The 19,762-nt window shown below is 34.2% G+C and carries 15 protein-coding genes; 9 read left to right on the top strand and 6 right to left on the bottom strand.

The window, feature by feature from the left end; genetic code table 11:
• Position 1: 1 nt before the first annotated feature.
• The 3 genes from J2128_RS09575 to J2128_RS09565 are packed head-to-tail and all read left to right on the top strand — an operon-like array spanning position 2 to position 5,694.
• Complete coding sequence (locus J2128_RS09575) at positions 2–2,920, top strand: DEAD/DEAH box helicase (protein ID WP_209690997.1); 2,919 nt, start codon at positions 2–4, stop codon at positions 2,918–2,920.
• Between the two features lies 1 nt (position 2,921).
• Positions 2,922–4,958, top strand: a complete 2,037-nt coding sequence (pglZ, locus tag J2128_RS09570) for a BREX-3 system phosphatase PglZ (protein ID WP_209690995.1) — start codon at positions 2,922–2,924, stop codon at positions 4,956–4,958.
• Complete coding sequence (locus J2128_RS09565) at positions 4,945–5,694, top strand: hypothetical protein (RefSeq protein WP_209690993.1); 750 nt, start codon at positions 4,945–4,947, stop codon at positions 5,692–5,694. Before pglZ ends, J2128_RS09565 begins: the two co-directional genes overlap by 14 nt.
• A 378-nt stretch (positions 5,695–6,072) precedes the next feature.
• Here the strand turns inward: J2128_RS09565 and J2128_RS09560 are convergent, their stop codons facing one another.
• The gene (locus J2128_RS09560) at positions 6,073–6,894 is read right to left on the bottom strand and encodes a hypothetical protein (RefSeq protein ID WP_209690991.1); all 822 of its coding nucleotides are present in this window, start codon (positions 6,892–6,894) and stop codon (positions 6,073–6,075) included.
• A gap of 127 nt (positions 6,895–7,021) precedes the next feature.
• Between J2128_RS09560 and J2128_RS09555 the strand changes: the two genes are divergently transcribed.
• The 6 genes from J2128_RS09555 to J2128_RS09530 are packed head-to-tail and all read left to right on the top strand — an operon-like array spanning position 7,022 to position 14,946.
• A complete protein-coding gene (locus J2128_RS09555) occupies positions 7,022–7,924 on the top strand; it encodes a viperin family antiviral radical SAM protein (RefSeq protein WP_209690990.1) in 903 nt (300 codons plus the stop codon).
• 26 nt (positions 7,925–7,950) lie between these two features.
• The gene (locus J2128_RS09550; RefSeq protein WP_209690988.1) at positions 7,951–8,436 is read left to right on the top strand and encodes a hypothetical protein; all 486 of its coding nucleotides are present in this window, start codon (positions 7,951–7,953) and stop codon (positions 8,434–8,436) included.
• Positions 8,436–11,408 (top strand): AAA domain-containing protein, encoded by a 2,973-nt coding sequence (locus J2128_RS09545; protein ID WP_209690986.1) that lies wholly within the window; start codon positions 8,436–8,438, stop codon positions 11,406–11,408. The genes J2128_RS09550 and J2128_RS09545 overlap by 1 nt, the downstream gene beginning before the upstream one ends.
• Positions 11,398–12,975 carry a hypothetical protein gene (locus tag J2128_RS09540; RefSeq protein ID WP_209690984.1) on the top strand — a complete coding sequence of 526 codons (1,578 nt, stop codon included), beginning with the start codon at positions 11,398–11,400 and terminating at the stop codon, positions 12,973–12,975. The genes J2128_RS09545 and J2128_RS09540 overlap by 11 nt, the downstream gene beginning before the upstream one ends.
• Position 12,976: 1 nt before the next feature.
• Positions 12,977–14,527 carry a phosphatidylserine/phosphatidylglycerophosphate/cardiolipin synthase family protein gene (locus J2128_RS09535; RefSeq protein WP_209690983.1) on the top strand — a complete coding sequence of 517 codons (1,551 nt, stop codon included), beginning with the start codon at positions 12,977–12,979 and terminating at the stop codon, positions 14,525–14,527.
• Positions 14,528–14,553: 26 nt separating this feature from the next.
• Entirely contained in the window at positions 14,554–14,946 is a 393-nt protein-coding gene (locus J2128_RS09530) for a hypothetical protein (RefSeq protein WP_209690981.1), read from the top strand.
• Between the two features lie 1,058 nt (positions 14,947–16,004).
• On the opposite strand, the gene J2128_RS09525 is transcribed toward J2128_RS09530, so the two are convergent.
• The 5 genes from J2128_RS09525 to J2128_RS12890 form a co-directional block, all read right to left on the bottom strand.
• Positions 16,005–16,247 (bottom strand): hypothetical protein, encoded by a 243-nt coding sequence (locus J2128_RS09525; protein WP_209690979.1) that lies wholly within the window; start codon positions 16,245–16,247, stop codon positions 16,005–16,007.
• A 327-nt stretch (positions 16,248–16,574) separates the two neighbouring features.
• Positions 16,575–16,931, bottom strand: a complete 357-nt coding sequence (locus J2128_RS09520) for a DUF5658 family protein (protein WP_209690977.1) — start codon at positions 16,929–16,931, stop codon at positions 16,575–16,577.
• 198 nt (positions 16,932–17,129) lie between these two features.
• On the bottom strand, positions 17,130–17,765 hold the full coding sequence (locus tag J2128_RS09515) for a hypothetical protein (RefSeq protein ID WP_209690976.1): 636 nt from the start codon (positions 17,763–17,765) through the stop codon (positions 17,130–17,132).
• 203 nt (positions 17,766–17,968) lie between these two features.
• Positions 17,969–19,369: a hypothetical protein gene (locus J2128_RS09510; protein ID WP_209690974.1), complete on the bottom strand. Its 1,401-nt coding sequence runs from the start codon at positions 19,367–19,369 to the stop codon at positions 17,969–17,971.
• A gap of 4 nt (positions 19,370–19,373) precedes the next feature.
• On the bottom strand, positions 19,374–19,508 hold the full coding sequence (locus tag J2128_RS12890; RefSeq protein ID WP_281069299.1) for a hypothetical protein: 135 nt from the start codon (positions 19,506–19,508) through the stop codon (positions 19,374–19,376).
• Between the last annotated feature and the right edge of the window lie 254 nt (positions 19,509–19,762).

The raw sequence follows: 19,762 nt of genomic DNA, 5'->3' as shown, positions 1-19,762 counted from the left end.
CATGAAACTCGGAGAATGGCTTTACAGCACAACACACAAGTCCCCATGCAAAATAGTTGAGGAAACAGAACTCTGGGGAAACGTAACCTGCAAAATAATTCTTCCTGATAATAACAATATTGCAACTGTTCCTAAATCAACACTAAAACCGCTAAGCAGCGAAAACACACAGATAAACTCTTATTATCTCAGATATATTGCACTGGCTGCAAAGATTTCCGATATTCTTGAGGGAAATCCTGACAGTGAAGGCAATAAAACTCTTCTTGCACCTGTTGAATCTAACGTAATCCCGCTCCCTCATCAGCTTACAGCACTAAAAAGAGCAGTATCAGATGAACGAATAAGATATCTTCTTGCAGATGAGGTAGGGCTTGGAAAAACCATCGAAGCCGGCCTTATAATGCGTGAACTAAAATTAAGGGGCCTTATTAAAAGAATTCTTATAATTGCTCCTAAAGGCCTGACTGAACAATGGTTGTCTGAGATGAGAACTCACTTCAATGAAAATTTCAGCATACTGCTTCCGGAAGATATTCAGACACTAAAAAAAGTCGCTCCTTCCATCGGTGAAAAATACAACGGAGAAATGAATCCTGAAGTATTCCGAAAAGAGATCAATCCCTGGACAGTCTTCAATCAGGTAATATCCCCAATGGACTCAGTAAAGCCTCTTGACAAACGAAAGGGCTGGTCAAATGAAAAAATAAGTCAGTACAATAAAGACCGTTATGAAGACTTGATAAGTGCCGGATGGGACTTAATTATCATTGATGAGTCACACAGGCTTGGAGGAAGCACAGATCTTGTCGCACGCTATAAACTGGGAAAAGGCCTTGCCGAATCATCACCATACATCCTTCTTCTCTCAGCAACACCGCACCAGGGAAAAACACAATCTTTCTTCAGGCTGATTTCACTTCTTGACAATAAAATGTTCCCGGATCCTGACAGCATAACACAGGAAAAAGTCAGCAATTATGTAATCAGGACAGTTAAAAGAAATGCCATTGACTCTGACGGAAATCCTCTCTTTAAACCGAGATATACACAGCTTTATCCTGTTAAATGGTCGGAAAAACACAAAGACCAGGAAGAACTTTACGATGCAGTAACTGAATATATAAAAATAGGGTACAACGAAGCAATAAAGGAAAACAAGCAGTATATTGGATTCTTAATGGTTCTTATGCAGAGACTTGTCACATCAAGCACAGCGGCAATTGAAAAGACACTGCAGCGCCGTCTTGACATATTGTCTGATGCAGAAACAGAGAATTCAGCAGGAAATGGAAAAAATAAACCAAATGTTTTACATTTCTCTGAAGAGTTTTATGATCTGGACGGACAGGAACTGCTTGACATTGTTGTTGAATCAAAAGATAAAACCCAGAGCAATGAATACAACAAGGTCAAAGAACTCCTTAAATTAGCCGGTGACTGCAGACAAAAAGGTCCGGATGCAAAGGCTGAGGAGTTAATTAATCTCATCTACAGGCTAAGAGCAGAAGAAAAAGACTCTGATCTAAAAATACTGATTTTTACTGAATTTATCCCAACACAGGAGATGCTGAGCAAATTTCTTACAGATCGTGGGTTTACAGTCGAAATTCTAAATGGCAAAATGTCACTTGAAGAAAGAAACCAGACACAGGACAAATTCATGCGGAATGCCCAGTTTTTAATCTCTACAGACGCAGGTGGTGAGGGTTTAAACCTCCAGTTCTGCCATATTGTAATTAACTATGACATCCCCTGGAACCCGATGAAACTTGAGCAAAGAATCGGGAGAGTTGACAGAATCGGCCAGAATCATCCTGTAAAGGCTATAAACTTTACATTTGAAAACTCAATTGAATTCAGGGTAAGAGAAGTTCTGGAAGAAAAACTTGCCATAATTTATCACGAATTCGGTGTAGATAAAACCGGAGATGTACTTGATTCTGCAATTGCCGGAGAAATATTTGAAGACCTCTTCATTGAAACAATAAAAAATCCGGAAACTATTAAATCCTCAGTTGACAGGGCTGTATCAAAGATAGAGGAAGAGATAGAAGATATCAGGAAAAATTCAATTATTGGCGGAATTTCTGATACTCCTGACATAGAATTATCAAAAAAAGTAAAAGACCATCCTTTCTCATACTGGCTTGAAACAATGGCAGTATCATATCTTCTCTCACACAATGGCACTGCGAAACAAACCCTTGACTCCTGGAATATAACCTGGCCGGATGGAACCGGATATAAAAATGCAGTATTTACAGAAATAAACAAAACCAGATCAGAACAGATTATCCTCACACCTCAGGAACCTCATATAAGAGGCATTATCAGCAAAATTCCTGAATACATCACAGAAAACCAGATACTTGAAATAAATATCCCTGATTTACCCGGAGATCTGACAGGGTACTGGGGAATCTTTGAAATCAGCTTTTCATATGAGAAAGAATCAGATTACATGGAATCCCTTAGGTTTATTCCATCAGGAAAGAAAAAATACATGCCTGTATTTTTATCAGAAGAAAATATCAGCTACAGACAGACTGCACACTTTATCTGGGACTGTTTGATGTCAAAGTACTACAATACAACAAATTTAATTCAAAATACAGCATCCGCACAAATAATAGAAAAAATAATTCAGGAAGCAAAATTATCAGGCGAAGCAATATTTGGTGACTTAAAAGAAGAGCATAAACAACAGATACAGACTGAAAAAATACGTGCTGAAACTTCATTTTCTTCAAGAAAAAGAGCTATAGAAAAAATTGGGCTTCCGGAAGTCAGAAATTACCGCTTAAGAGAACTTTCAAAAGAAGAAGAATTATGGAGAAAACAAATTAATTCAGCAGAGTTAATTATTCCAAATCTAAAACCATTGATTATATTAAAAATTGCAAAAGGCCGGAATTAAAATGGGTTGGCGTGACAGCATACTAAGTGAATTCATAACCGATATCAGTAAACTTACTCTTGTAGCCGATCCTGACGGATTGCTGACTGAAGAGCTTTTAGTAACCAGACTGCGTGAAAAAGGTTTTGAAATTATTGAGTATGAAGATGCCATATCCTTCAGATATGCCTATGAAACAAAATACAGATCATTATGGGATAAAGGAATCACAACAGACCTTGTTGTTGTATTAAGAACGCAGGAATCAGATCTTGAAAGATTGCCATATGATCTCTACGAAAAGGGCAGAAAATTATCGTTCAGCACAAATAAACTTTTTCCAAATTTTAGCAGTCCTGTTGTAGAAGAACTGGACAAAAAATATTATGATGATTTATTTGAATCACAAAAAAATAACTCACCCCAGAGGATTGGAGACAATGCTACAAAAGATTACATACTTGAGAATGTCTTTGGGATAAAACCTGCTCTCATAAGTACAATTCCACAGCTTCTGAATCTTCTTCTAAGAATCCATTATTCAGAAATAAATCTTCCTCAAATCCTCAGACTCCGGATAACAAAGATATTGCAAAAAACAAGCATCTTCAAAGAATGGCCACTCGAAATCCTTTTCTCTGAAAAAAATTCTTTTTTCAAATTCTTACAGGAAAGATGGCCCTTATTTGTAGATTCATGTCAGGTCCCAGAAGAAACCGGTGCAGGATTTATCAAATCGCAAAAATCTCCATATGGTCTGAAATTCCCCGGACCTGCAAATCTGCCGTTCGATGATGATAAGGTAAGAATATATATTGATGACCTCTTCGCTGAAGGAAAGCTGCAGCCAATATCATGTGAAAAAGGCGACAAATTGAAAAACACATTGGTGAAATTTGGAATAAAAGATGAAACACAAAAAGATTTCATTTCAAGGATTGAAAATAGGCTTAAAAAGCTAAGACACTCTATTCCAAAACCCGATTGCGACCATTCGCGATGGCTTATTTTTGCGTCAGAATATGCAGAGCTCAAATCACTCATATATTGCAACCATAACACCAAATTTGATATAACACCTGATATTAAAAACTGTTTCAATGATATTTCTAACAATATCAATGAAATTTTTTCAGAATGGCTTTTCAAACGCTATCAGGGAATAATTAACCTTCCCCCAGTCCCGCCTGTCATTGTAAATCAAATCCCAAGATATCTCCAGCGTCAGCGTGAGAATAACCTTTCTGAAAAAATTGCTTTGATTGTAATTGACGGACTCTCATTAAACCAGTGGTTTACAATAAAAAAAGTACTAATGTCTCAGAACCCAGAACTTGAATTCGATGAAAACTCCATCTTTGCATGGATTCCAACATTGACAAGTATCTCACGTCAGGCTATTTTTTCCGGGAAAATTCCACTTTATTTCCCCGATAGCACAACCACTACTTCAGGTGAAGCAAAGTCCTGGTCAAATTATTGGGAAGATGCAGGGTTACCTGGTAAAAGCATATCATATGTAAAAAATCTGGTCGGCGAAAATATTGCTGAATTCTTAGAATCTGATTTCAATTTGCACAATACCACTATTGCAGGATTTGTAATCAATACAATTGATAACATTATGCATGGAATGCAGCTGGGTGAAGAGGGAATGCACAATCAGATTGAACAGTGGTCAAAAATGGGATTTTTAAACCAGATGATCTCATACCTTCTTGAAAATAATTTCAATATCTGGATAACCTCAGATCATGGAAATATAGAGAGCACAGGTATTGGAAATCCCTCCGAAGGAGCGATATCGGATTATAAAGGAGAACGTGTGAGAGTTTATAAGAATTCAATTCTTCGTGATGAAATCAAAAAGAAATATGAATTAGCAATAGAATGGGATACACCAGGGCTTCCCAATAATTTTTATCCATTATTTGCTCTCAAAGATTCATCTTTTGCGAAAAGAGGAATCAAATCAATTTCTCACGGGGGATTTTCTATAGATGAAACAATAGTGCCTTTTATTTCAGTATCTAAGGGAGAAAATAATGAAACGTCATGATATTATTGGAATAAAACAATCTGTAAGGCTCGAATGGATGCAGAAAACATCTGATCTACTCCTTGAAGGAAAAAATGAAAAAGAAATCCGTAATGAACTAAAAGAATATCTTTCTGAGAGAATGGGAAGAGGTGTTTTTGAGAAACGCAGTGAAACAGCATGTAATTTTTCAGTCAGTATGTTAATGAGAATCTGGGTAGTTCCTGATAAAGATCTGTTGCCATTCAGAGATGCCGGATTGAAATTTCTAAAAAATTCATCTGAAGATGAACAGGTTGCCATTCATTTCTGCATGCTCTCGGCAGCTTATCCTTTCTGGTATAATGTTTCAAAACAAATAGGGATGCTTCTTAGATTACAGGAAAATGTTACAATTCAGCAGATAATTCAACGCACCAAAGAATATTATGGTGACAGGCAGACAGTTGACAGGAACACGCAATTTGTTATAAGATCACTCTATTATTGGAATCTTTTAGAAGAAACAGATTTGCGGGGATGCTATAAAAAAGGAATAAATATAGAAATCCTTTCAGAGACTTTAAATTCATGGATAATAGAGGCGCAATTACATTCAATATCGGATGGAAAAGCAGTCTTATCATCACTGCAAAATGATATGGCTCTATTCTCATTTAATACTAAAAAATTGAATAGCACCGTTATCAGCAAAAATAATAAATGGATAGAAGTTTTTCAGAGCGGAATGTCAGATGAGATTATGATGATAAAATAGTTTTTTTCTTTTTAAAAGCATAATTATTTGATTCTTCTTGTTAACTCACCTTAAATTCAAATAAAAATGACTCCCGAAAATCTATAAAATCCTAAAAAAATCAGATACTTGGAGCATATTGATAAGAAAAAAATTGATGTAATTTTGTTTTATTTTTTCCCGCTTCCACTGTTTTTAGCAGCTGCAGATTGTGCTCTTGATGCAAAACCTGAATTGTTCCCCGTCTTTGCTGCAGCGGACTGAATGCGTCCAGCCGCTGATGGTGTCATTGCTTTTTTACTCACTTATTTTCACCTCCTTTTCCTGATAACAAATAATAAACAGAGATTTAATAAAACCATATTTGGAAATCATTTCTGTTTTTATCAACAAAATCATTCATTTATTATTAGCTAAAGCAAATTTTAAAGCCAGTTCTCCATTTTCTGTTATAATAAATCGTTTTTCTTTTTTATTAACCGATTTAACAGATCTTTTTTGTTTACCTTTCATACTGGTTTTAAAGACCTCAGTTTCCTGAATTAATTCCCAGTTTTCTAAAACCTCAGTCATTTTAGTAAGGGTACCTCCGTGCATTACTCTGTCTGTTTTTTTATCTCCGGTATTTCTAACAGGTCGATATAACTCTCTCATTTTACTTTCAAGAGATTTCCTTAACTCTCCTTCTTTTTTCCCGGACAATATTTTTAAAATTGAAATATAATTTGGATTTGAAGATACATCTTCGACATACATTTTAGGAATTGAAATTTTCTGAATTTCTGAATCTTCGGATACATAATAAGCATCACCAATTAACCAAATGGACATTAATAAAAGTCCTATTGTGTGGATTTTTGTTCCACCGGTTATATTAAATGAGAAATAGGCATTTGGATATTTGAGTTTAATGTCAGCAATTGCATTTCTTATAGAATTAATATCTAATTTATCAAATTCTGCCGGATAATATTCTATTTTATATTGATCTGATAGGATTCTGACATTATCATATGCCTGTTTAATTCTGATTTTTTTGGGATCATTATTATTTTTGAGAACATCAGATTCAATCAAGACATAGGTTATATCAATTGGTTTTCCATAAGGAGATTTAATATTCATCACAATATGACGATAAGTTTCTTCTATACTGGCCCCTGCAGCCATAATATGAATATGTTTTTCCTCTGGTTCTATCATAAAAGTAATTTCAATCATAAATATAAAATTATTTCTAATTTTGGAAATTATTTCTAAATTTAATTTTATCTGTATTTATTAAAACTATCATTGAGGTAATGCCTATAGACCTAAATTCTACAGCTTTACCCGGTATGGAGATAAAATGACATTCAATAAGATGATCCGTTCAGTAAACTGGCATTTCACTTCGAAATGCAACTACAATTGCAAGTTTTGTTGTACTCAAAAAATGAAAGGAGAAATGGAAGCATCTCTGAAACCAGAGAATATTTATGAAAAATTAAACGATCTTGGAATTGAAAAAGTAAATTTTGTTGGTGGAGAACCTTTCATGAGTCCAAGAATCTTTGAACTTGTAGAAAAAGCCAAAGAAATGGGGTTTACAACAAGTATCGTGACTAATGGATCACTTGTTGATAATGAAAAACTGAAGAGAATATCTCCTTATCTTGACTGGATAGGCATATCAGTCGATTCAGCTTCAGAAATTGTAGAAAAAAAACTAGGCAGGGGTTTGGGCAAACATATTCAAAATTCAATTCAGGTTGCCAGATTAGCAGAAAAATGTGAAATTAAATTAAAAATAAACACAACCGTTACAAAATTATCAATAAATGAATATATGGGGGGATTAATAAACGAACTTAATCCTGAAAGATGGAAAGTATTTCAGTTCATGCACGTTCCCGGACAAAATGATGAAGCATGCGAGTTATTTTCGATTACTGATGAAGAGTTTAATAATTATAAAAAACGTAATTCGGAGATTAGGTTGAAAAATGGAAAATTCCCTGTTTTTGAAAGTTCTGCAGAAATGCTGGATTCATATTTCATGCTTTCTCCATCGGGGTGTGTTCATATAAACACTGAATATCCAGGTATCGACATTCCACTTGAAAGTGTAACCAGGGATAATATTTTTGAATTGATTAATTCCAATCATTACTTTCAGAGAGGAGGAATTTACAACTGGAATGGGAAAAATAAAAATGAATTCCAACAATTTTTCTTGTTTCAATTTTATACAGATAATTATTCCAGATAATATTTTTTTGATTAAGGAAGAATAAAATGAAAGACAATAAACAGAAATTTAAAATAATACATTTTCTTCTCCTTGGAAACTCAAAGGAGCATATAAACCGTGTCATTGAATACTACGAGATACGTAATATTGTGTTTTTTACATCAATTAATCTGATTAACGAAAACCTGGAATTTATTAAGGATATTAAGAAAAAAGAAATTAATGTCCTGGAAACAGTTTTACTTGATCCTTTTGAAGAAAAAGCTCTGGAGAATATGACTAAAAAAATGCTTGATGCATATTCTCTTTATTCAAATGATGGTATAAATCACATAATCGCAGGATTAACCGGAGGAACTAATCTAATGGTTCTTTCGATGGGGATGTTATGCCTTTCTGCCGGATTAAAAGCTCATTATGTGGTTAATAATGAAAATAATGATGTTATTACGATTGATATTTTTCAAGATATGGTGAAAAATGGCGATAATATACAAATTTTTAAAGATCTTTTTAAAGGAGAATTATAATGAGTAATCTATACTACGCTAACCTTGGAGAGGAAGATCCAGAGCAACTAGAGGATAGAGTCGTTCAAAGACTCAAAGATTTTCAGATCTTTTTAAACCAGGCTGAATATAGATTGAAGAAAAAACGCTATAAGTTTTCTTTTAGCACAAAAAATGCAACAGGCAAAATTTCAGCTACAGATGCAGATATTAATCTCAACCCGTTTTCTTCAGAGGGCATATTTCTTGATGAGAAACTGACGAAGAGAATCCAGGAAAATCATATTAACAGGGATAAAAAAACCATTAAGCTAATTGAAGGGCCCTATATCAATAGAATCGTTTATGTTAAATCCAACGGAATGAGATATCCTTTTCAATTCACTCCTCAGGAATTTACTCTGAGCAATATTCATCCCGAATTGGTCTCAACTTATGATAATGGGAATTCTGATGAAAAAAGAGTACGAGAAGATGAAGAGGATCTGGCTCTGAATTTTCTGTCTGATTCAGACACAATAGAGATAAAGTCTAAAGGAAAAACAAGGAATATCCGTTTCAGAAATAAGTTAAAACGAGAAGAGTCAATTATTGTCAATGAATTACCTGAAAATGGAACCTTCTGGGCAAAATACAATACTTACATAATTCAAAGACAACGTCAGGCAATTGAAGACCTGGCCTTATCTCCTCAAAGACATCAGATTCCCCTTTTAAATCTTTTCAGACAAAAGGAGCGTGATTTTAGTTGGGGGAAAAGTGATACATCATTTAACCCCGAAATGTGGTTTTTGCTCACCGATAAAAACAGGGACGGGACCGATGAACAGCGTGAATTCGTTAGAAAAGCATGGGGTACGCCGGATTTCGCAATTCTTGAAGGATCGCCGGGTTCAGGAAAAACAACCACAATTCTGGAATTAATTGCACAGGCTATATCGAGAAATCAGCGAGTTTTAATGGTAGCTTCGACTCATGTTGCAGTTGATAATGTTATTGAAAAACTTCTTGAAACCTATGTTCAAACAGCTGAAGGAGAAAAAACTCTAAAAGAAGCATGTGGGGCTATCCCTTTAAGGATAGGTGATGAGGATAATGTTTCGGATTTAATAAAGCCTTACTGCCTTAATAATTTTGTAGAAAATGAAAGAAATGATCTTATAAATTTTCTAAACAGTAAATCCACATCAGGCAATTTGACAGAATCACAAAAAATATGGAACCTATCACTTACAAAAAATAAGGCTGATGCAAAAAAGAACCTTCAAACGCTTCTTCTTGATGTAGCTAATCTAATCTGTGGTACAACCATTGGAATATTACAAGCCCCAATCATAAAGAACACTCACCTGACAGAACCTCTATTTGATCTTGTGATACTGGATGAAGCCTCAAAAACAACATTCCAGGAATTTCTTGTACCTGCTCTATACGGCAGGAAATGGATTTTATCTGGTGATGTTAAACAATTATCCCCATATGTGGATCAGACTCCGATAGAAGAGAACCTTAGCAATCTTCCGTCATTTACAAAGGAGAATGGACAAAAAGACCGTGAAATTTGTTATGCAGCATTCCAGGCATCAGGATTTGATAGAGGTCCAAAAAATGTTCTTATGATTAAAGAAACAGATGAAGATGTTTCTGATTTTTATAAATATTCCCTAAAACAAGCCGAAGAGACAAATAACTATTGCAAAGAGCATAAAATTAAAAATGAAATCCTTACATGTAAAGGAATTTCTCAAACTCCAAGTAGTTATTCAGAAAAGCTTGAAATTCTTGGATCAAATTTCATTATTGCCAAGAAAGATTTAGTCTCTAAAATAGGATCATATCTGCCGCCTGATGTTTATTTCAATGATAATGAAATTCATGGTTTTTTTTCAGATCAATTCATTCGAAAAAGAAATGCCTGGAATGCTAAAACTTATGAAAACAAATCCTGGGAAGGTGAAATCACCTGGAGAATCAGCAGAATGCATGAGTTAAAAAATTCTGATGATTATGATCAGCTTTCCTCTGAAGTGGATCTGCTCATTCCCAAATATGAAAGAGATAATCCCAAAACGGATGATTCAAAAAAGCATAAACTGAGATTTGATCTTGTAAAAAATGAGATCGATAAGATACGGAGAATTGCTCTTCCTTCCGTCCTTGAATTACTTCAGGAAGGATTTGAGACACATTCAAAAAGGAGAGATCATGATCTTATAGCTTTATACAGCGGTCTTTCTTATGGTGGAAAAAATCCTGAGATTTTAGATATTCGCCATACCCTTTTGACATATCAGCACAGGATGCATCCTGATATATCCAATCTGCCACGAAAGTATATTTATGAAGGCAAGGCCTTAAAAAACGCAAACGGCGATGAAAGGATGAAAAATGAACGAGATTGGAAATATAATACATATAGTTCACGATGTGTCTGGATAGATCTAAAGCCCTCAAAAGAGGATTTGGGATTTGGGAAATCAAAGTACAATTTGAAAGAAGTTAAAGCTATAAAAAAATCTCTCAATGAATTTATCAATTGGGCTAAATCTAATCCAAATCCTGGCGATAAAAATGGTCTTTGGTCAATAGCTGTCCTTTCTTTCTATAAAGGACAGGAAAAAAAGTTAAAAGATGAACTGGCTGATATTTCTGAAAAAAATGGTATTCCATCTGAATTTGTTCGCCAAGATTGCAATATCTCTGTAAAAATATGCTCCGTTGATCGCTTTCAGGGTCATGAGGCCGATTTAGTCTTCTTATCATTTGTTCAGTCCTGTCGTAGAAGGGATAATAAACGCTGCAAAAAATCAAGCATTGGATTTCTGAATTTCCAGAATCGGCTGAATGTAGCAGTTACAAGAGCACGTTATCAGCTGGTTATGTTTGGGGATAAACAAAATTTTGAGAGAAGTAAATCTGTGTTCCTCAAAGCACTGGCAACAGAAAGTACGCCCGGAGATATAGAATTTGGAGGTAATAAAAATGGAAATTAAACTTGAACGGAATATTTCAGTCAAATCTTATGAGGCAATAATGGAGATTGCATCATTTAACAAAGATTATGACTTTCTTCTCCCTGTTTTAAAACTTGAAGAAGAAGGTGGAATTACAGCAGAGCAGATAAACACTAAGCTTCTCAATAAAATTCCAAACCATATAATGGGAAAACGCCTGTTAGACAGAATTGAACAATACAAGCTTATTGAAAAAGGATCCAGCCTAATTAAAAAAGAATCAGACAGAATTGAACAGAATAGTCTTTCAGAATATTTGACTTATTATCTTAGTAGCAGGGGGGAGAGACTATTAAATCTTCTAAAAGGTAAAAACTTCTGGGACACTTATTATGATGTTGATGAGGATCTTCTAAAATCTCTTTTTGAGATGGGCCTTTTAAACCCCGCACTAGTTGGAGCTGGAAGTTGTTCTAAAACAAAAAAATGCGAATCATTATTACTTCATTCCTGGCCATACACTCCCAAAGATAAAGAAGAAAATCAAATATTTATTTCTCTTGAATCCATGGGTTTCCTTGAAAAAAATGAGCAAAATTCAAGTAATATTTCTTTTGATTATAATAAAAATCAGGACTATAATTATACATTGACAGAAATTGGAAGGAAGGCACTTGAAATCGGAAAAATTCCTATTCCTGAAAAAGGGTTATTTGTGATTTATACGACTGAAGACTCGCTTTTCCGTGAAAAAATGATTGCATGTGAGCCTAAATCCGAAAATAAAAGAAAGGATTTTAAAGAGAAGTCAAGCAAATATTCTCAAAATGACAATCAAAAAAATAACACTCAAAAATCCAAAAATCCTGAGTGGCTAAAACAAATAATAAAATCATTACAAAATTCTCCTAAAATTATTGAACTAGATGCACAGAACAGAGAAGAAATACAACTGATAAATATTGAAGGCGAAGTAAATAACTCCGAGCAAATAAAAAAAATATCAATTAATCTTATATTATCATCAAAACAGTCTCCACAGATGGAAGTTTATACATCTACATCTGATAAAAGAAAAAATCCGACAAAAGAGATTAAATCGCTATGTCAACCTGTAATTAATTTATCACTCCTTGAAATCCTGAAAAAAATGGTTGCTGAACATGCCAGTGATATTATTGAATTTGAAAATGAACCTGCTCTTCTAATAAAATTCTCTGAAATTAAAAATAATCCTTCTGAAATAAATTCAGGAAAAAAGTCATTGAAAATAAAATCCCCGGCTATAGAAGGATTTGGAACTTTCAATGATGTTTCAATACAAAATATAAAAATACTCCCTAAGACTTTAGAGGATGCTATTTCATGGTCAAATTATCTAATTTCCAGTTCAATCAACTATTACATTGATAGAGACTCGTATAATGCTCTCTGTGAAAAAGTAATTCAGCGTTTTAAAGAGAGATTTGAACATCATGAATTAATGAATGGAGTCCATTCTTATGATGAACTAAAATCTGAAATCATCGAAGCAAAAGATAAAAATCGACAAAAATACTGGTATTTTACAGCTCCAGAAATACTTACATTTAAGAGGGTGAAATAATATGGCTATCAATTATTCCGGTAATATCTTGAAATCTCTTGAAAAACCAATCCAAGAGACATTTAGTTTTGAAGATGAGATACTTGGAACATGCTGGGAAAGCAAAAAAGTTACGGATTTAAATAACCTTCCGGTTTTCAATGGTGACATAATAAAAGAAAACCAACGTGATTTTATCATACCCTCTAAAAATGGTGAATTAATAACATATTTAGTTAAAAACATTAAAAAAGCTCATAATGAAATTTATCTCTCATCATTTCTCATTCAAAAAAGTCCTGTGACTGAGGCTCTTTTAGAAGCCGAAAATAGAGGAGTAAAAATATTTCTGTTAACTGCAAGAGAAGAAGATCTCAAAAACATTAATAGCGAAAACCTGGAAGAAGAGAGTGATATAATAAAAGAGCATATTGCACTTTTAAATTCTTTTGCTGGGAAGATACTTGTCAGGACATGCGATAGTTTTCATGCCAAATATATTCTGATTGATCCTCTTTCGGATAATCCATTTGGATTGATGATGACCTGTAATGCTACTGTTGATCCTATGACAGGTTCAAATATTGAAATAGCCGTTTCACTTAAGAATGATGAAATATTATCCTTTTTTTCACATTTTCTTAATGGCTTTTGGGAGATGGCAGATCATGAACTTCTAGAACCTGGCAAATTAAGAGCCGTGAAAAAAGATCTCTCTTTCAAACCTGATTTGGGAGAAATTACTCTGCCGGTAACGACCAATAAATCTAAAACATTAAGAAAATACCTGATTGAATTAATTACAGGTGCTAAAAAATCAATTTATATTACAGGATGGTCATTTGATCCTGGGTATCAAATTGTTAAAGAATTAGAAAATGCCTCTTCCCGTGGTGTTTCTATTCAAATCGGAACAAAACAAACACCAAAAAGTACAAAAGCACTATTAAAACTTGCAGAGCACAATGCTTCTATTTTGGGTCACTCACGTTTTCATGCAAAATGTGTTTTAGTAGATGGAGAATCAGGAATTATTACTACATCAAATTTTACAAGACTTGGTCTTGAAAGCGGATTTGAAACATCCGTTTTATTAAATAAAGATGAAGTAAAAAAAATCGAATCTATTATTTCAGAATGGTTTAAAAGCTGTCCCTGGAAATTAAGCCACAGCCTTCTTCTTGGAGTCGCTGATGATAAAATTTTAGAATTATCAAAAACAGGGGATAATTTAATTGATTTTTCAATTATAACTGAAGAAGAGAGATCAATTCCTGATTTTTCACCTCAATCATTAGAACAGATCATAAACTACACAATTCAAAAGGGACAGGCTGAAAAAATTAGAAGAAATGTAAATGATAAAAAAATTAAAAAATTGACATTATCTCAGAAAATAATTCCCCCAAAATTGGCAAAAAATGCTAAAAAAGAGGAGCATAAAGAAATTCCTTTTCCGGTATATAACACAGGGAAAGGACTAAAATGCATCACCATCTCAAAATGGGAAGATATTAACTCCGCAAAAGAATTTGCCCATAAATTGAACGCTAAAATTGTTTTAGAAGCCTAAATAATAGTAAAAAAAGGGGATTTAATATGTCTAAAAAAACAATTATTGAAATTAATGAAAAAATTACGAATCTTAGGGAACAACTTGCGGGTTCACTAATGAGTGCAGAAAAAGAATATAGAATCAGATTTGAAATCAGTGATTTGCAATACGAATCACTCCAGATGCAGATAAATGATCTGCATCAAAAATTAGAGTCAAATCAAAATAAAATCTTAAAACCTCCCAGAAATGAAAATAATAAATCAATAAATTGCAAAAGAGCAATAAAAGATTTTTATAAGCAAATTGAACACTTGGAGATGGAACAACAGACAAGGGTTATGAATGCTGATAAAGAGCGTGAATTGATTGAAAAAATAAAAGAATTGAGACTTAAAATTCAAGAACAAGAAGATAATTTAAAGTCGATTTCTTAAAAAAAGATTTAACTTTTTTTGATTGTTTTTCAATCCTTATTTCTTGTGATTTGTAAAGTTAGGATTTAAAAATTATTGCTCAATTTTAAAAATTAAAGAATTATAAGAATGAAATTTATCAAATCTACACCCAATAAAATCTAATCTCACTTTTAATCCTCATGCCTCCCTCCTAAAAATTAAAAATTCCAACCATATTTTTCCATGACTATCACACTTCCCGATCCTGTAATGAGTGTAGCGGTTATCCTTGGAATCTCAGGTGCAGCCCTTGTCGCTGCAAAAAGCTCTCAGGTCCGGCGTGCAGGATTTTCATGATCAATTAAAAGGGCGATCTCAATCTGTGCCTTGAAAATCACATCTCTATTGATTCCTTAAAATGTGTTTGATTTTTTGGACATTATATAGATACGGCAGGTCTGATAAAATGATGAAAATATCGTAACCTTCCAGATTTCTATATAAATGCAGTCCCTCAGAGGTGCTCCCTTAGAAGGGGGTCCCTCTGTTATAGTCCTGATTGGTTTTATAGCAGGTTTCCTACTCTCTCAATTGATGAATAGTACAGGTAGTAGGTAATAGGTATAAAATCGAAGTACCCGTTGCTCGTATTAACGGGCGTATTTTTTCCCCTCCGTAGGTACATAGGATTGCAGCCTGAGAAGCTCAGCCAGACCCTCAGACATACAGGTATTAACTGGAGAATAAGAATTGTAATTCAATAGCAGGGGAGCTCTATTTAGCAGTTAAAAAACGATGCCTGTATCTAATTTTAAGATTAAACGCGATGTCCCTTGAGCATCTTCCTGAGAGACACAGGATTGCATCTGAACTTGCAATAAAAAAAGGGTAAGTGGATTCTTGTTTAAAATGGTAATCCATAAAATAACTTATTTAAACAGGATTTACGTAGTTGCTCTTTGAAAAAAAGTAATATACTAATTTTATTCTTTTGAGTTCTTTCATCCTTTATCTCATAGCATAACGTATTGGTTGTTCTTTCTGTTAGTACAATGATATATTCTGTTTAATTCTAATCCATTCCATTCTGACAACAGCTATGATTGCAAGAAGGATATATCCAATCTGAGCTCATGCTTTCCTAGCCTGACAGGCCTCACACCAAGATACTGCTTCAGATTTTTAGGACATAATTCAATTTTAAAGATCATATCGGATGTTTTTCTCTTTTTCTTCTTCAGAAAATCAGTCGCCCAAAACGGTATGCCATTTCCATCATTTTCACGGTTAGAAATACGAACAATTCTTACTCCTTTTGCTCTGACATTAATTCCAACCATAGGAATAGGAAATTCCTGAATTTGACAAAATTTTGTTTTTTCAATTTTTATCCTCAGGTTTTTCAAAGCCCCAAGTACATCTTTTTCCCTATAGGAGGAATTGACTCATCCAATCCATCTTTTTGCTATAATCTAATTTATTCTCAATCTTTTCTGTATTTAAACAGTCTATATCGACGTTTTCAAATTTGTAATTTAATATATTATAAAATCCCATTAAAATAGCTTTGAACACAGTTATTTTATATTTCTAAGAATAACAAGAAGAAGAATAAAATGAAGAAAATGTAGAAAATGAAGAAAATGTTAAAAAAGGAATTCCTTTTTTTAAAACAAATATTCAATAATCATTAAATTCCCTAAATTGTTGCATATCACAAAGATATACCAAATATTTACCATTCCTAAAGCCACAACTCCGGTATATTGGTATTTCTTTTCATAGGACATTGCCATTTTTATTATCAGATAAGCAATAGCTATTTTAAAAATCAGATGAAGCACAGGATTGTAAGCAAAAATAATCATTACAGGATTATATTCAAGTCCTCCAAACCAGATGATGAATGATGTTGAAATGACATCCAGGCAGAACAGGACTCCTAAAATAACACAGAGAACAAAAATTACTAAAAAGCTTATGTTAAAATCAAATTTTAGCATATTCTTATTTTCAATCTGCATCTTTTCCAAGTCCTATTTTATCTATACAACCGGATAAATATTTACGTTTTATTCTAAAACGTTAAGGTTCACCCCTCAAAAGAAATGATAATTGATGGATTTATATGGATAATGATTACAGAAAAGATAAAAACATTAACTTTCTTTAAAATTGTAAAGGTCAGGATTTGAAGATGTTGCATATGCAACATATCCTGACTACAGTGTCTCGCCACAGAACCCTGTAACATATTTCTTCATATCAAATTTCTCTTCAGCAGTGAATGAAATATTGAGATAATGGTTCATTGCAGTTATACTATTGTGACCTTGTGACATATGTATCTGTAATGCCATATGCGGGAAAGAGACTATTAACCAGGATTCCCAGGTTTTCCGGGTCATTTTAGGCATTATTCCGTTTGTACCAATCCCAGCCTTCTTTGCTGCCCTAAGCAAGTCTTCCCTCCATGCCACTCTGGAAACTTCATATACCTCACTGTCATATAGTCTTTCCATAGCCTGCAGACCCCAGTTTGAAAGGAAAATATCCCTGGCCTTGTGTTTTACTTTGCTTTTTTTCACTAGTTTTTCAGGCAGATGAATTACGCATCTTTCAGGATCAAAGTACCTTTTGTATTTAATAAATCTCCAGAATTCTTCTGTTCTCGCGCCTGAAAAGAGCATTCCATCAAAGATCATCTTGTGCGTATAGTTTTGAAATTCAGATCTTAATCCGCGATACTCTGCGGGGGTTAAAATACGGGTATTCTGTTTTAAAAGAATACTCTCTCCTTTCATGCATCCTTTTTCAGAAGGATCATTCACCAAAGGATATGAATGTTTTTCATTCATGATCCTGTTTCCTCCTCACCAACGATTTTTCTTGATTAAGAACCGCCTCCAAGGTTATGCCTATAAGGAAGTTCATACGCTCTCCCTCCAAGATCGGCCTATAAGGCAACTCATATGCGCCACCTCTTTGAGGTTCCGCCTCTTTATAGTCCTTTGGCTTATATTACAGACAATATTCAATGGAAAAACAGGTATGCAGGGGTTCATCTCCGTTCCTCCCTATTATCTACTGTTTCTCCTCTTTTCACCAGTATTTTTTCCTTTAATACCTCTCCTGCCGCTGAAATTTTCAACTGGTTTCCAGACATCTCCTGAAATAAACCTGCTCTGACTAACTCCTCAGTACAGGCAATTACAGGCTTCCTTTGCGACAGTACAGGGTCTTTTACTTTTCCTGTCCTGAATACGTCCGTTACCGACCCAATTTTTATCTGACGCCGGATAGATTTTGATTCATTTAGGTACTCCCTCTCAATATAAGCCAAAAAAACCTTTGAGGCATTTTGCGAGACCTCAAATACCTTAGAAATTGTTGTATAGAGAACCTCAACGGAAGTTTTTTCATTGACTTCATCGGTGACTGCATTTATCTTTTCATCTATCTCCGGACTGATTATTTGCTCAGTATTTTCTGTATTCACTTTAAGTTCCGAAAATTCTTTCTTTAGAAATCCAGTAAAACTCTCAAATTTATCATCTAAATTTGTTATTTTCTCCTTCAACTGGGTAATTAGGTTTAGAACTTTCAGTTCTATTTCCCGAGGATAATATTTTTGTATGTAACTCAGAAAGGCCTGATCGTCATTATAAAGGTTATTCAAAACATTTAGAAGTTCGTCTCTTATTGGAATAACAGATGAAACCTGAAAATTATTGAAACATACAAATTCTATTCTTAATCTTTTATTGCCCGCCCTGTCCTTATTATATATTTTTAAATGGGGTAAAACCTCATTTTTGGAACTGAAATACACATTAACCAGAGAAAAGTCGTTCTTTTTTAGTAATGTCTGAATGATTTTGATTCTTCCCGGATCGATGATGTCAACAGCACATTCATTCCTGAAAATAAAACAAGGATTTGTAACTCTATATACCAGACTGTCAATATTAAGATAATAAGCTGCCAGATTATTCCTAATCCATTCACCAATCTCTGATAAATCACCAGGAGAACTGGAATATATAACTACAGCGTCCAACCCCAACTGAAAAGTCATATTTTCACTTTTTATAAAAACAGACCTCTTGTTTTTTGGACTTTTATTGTCCTTCTTGAGACCGCATTTTCCTGCTTCAGCCAGCAGCAGAAGTAAATTCCTAAAAATTTTGTCAACTATTACGTAAGAAAGTGCATCCCTCTCGAATTTTGCATAATTTAAAGGACAGTCAGTACATCTCTCATCCTCTGTAAGAATCGCCCCGATCTGCCTCTTTTTTGGCTGATCACCATGCCTTGCATCTCTTCTTTTTGAAAAATGAGAACATATTTCAGAGAATTTCCTGCTTATTTTAGCCGTTGATTTATATACTCCACTAAGTAATATCCTCGATAACCCTACAGCCACCGGTATGTTTACATTTTTTCCCGGAATTTCCGTCATCTAATCACCAGCGTTGCAGAACTATTTTCTCATCCCATGCTATAGCCTGAGGATTTTCTTTTGAACTGAGGTCATTTACAAGTACCAGCTCTTTTTTATCGATTAGGTAATACGCAAAAGCTTTCTCTATCTCAGGCAACCGATCAAGGATCTCCTGGGTTATCTGTATTTTAGGCCTCTGCATTGTTATGACCTCCAAATACACAAAATTCATCTGGACATAAAACAAAATAAACGGTGTCGGTACTGTCCATCTCGTCCTGATTTGAGATAGCCCGATACTGGAGAGGGGTGTTCTGGGATAGTGTGGTAGCTAACATCATTGTCACTCCTCTCCTGCTGGGACGTAGCTGTTAGTTGATGAGAATATGGTAAAGTGATCTATTACTACCC

The sequence above is a fragment of the Methanomicrobium sp. W14 genome, from assembly GCF_017875315.1.
Classification (GTDB): domain Archaea; phylum Halobacteriota; class Methanomicrobia; order Methanomicrobiales; family Methanomicrobiaceae; genus Methanomicrobium.
Note: the sequence above shows the minus strand (reverse complement) of the source record. Positions and strands in the feature narration are given on the sequence as shown.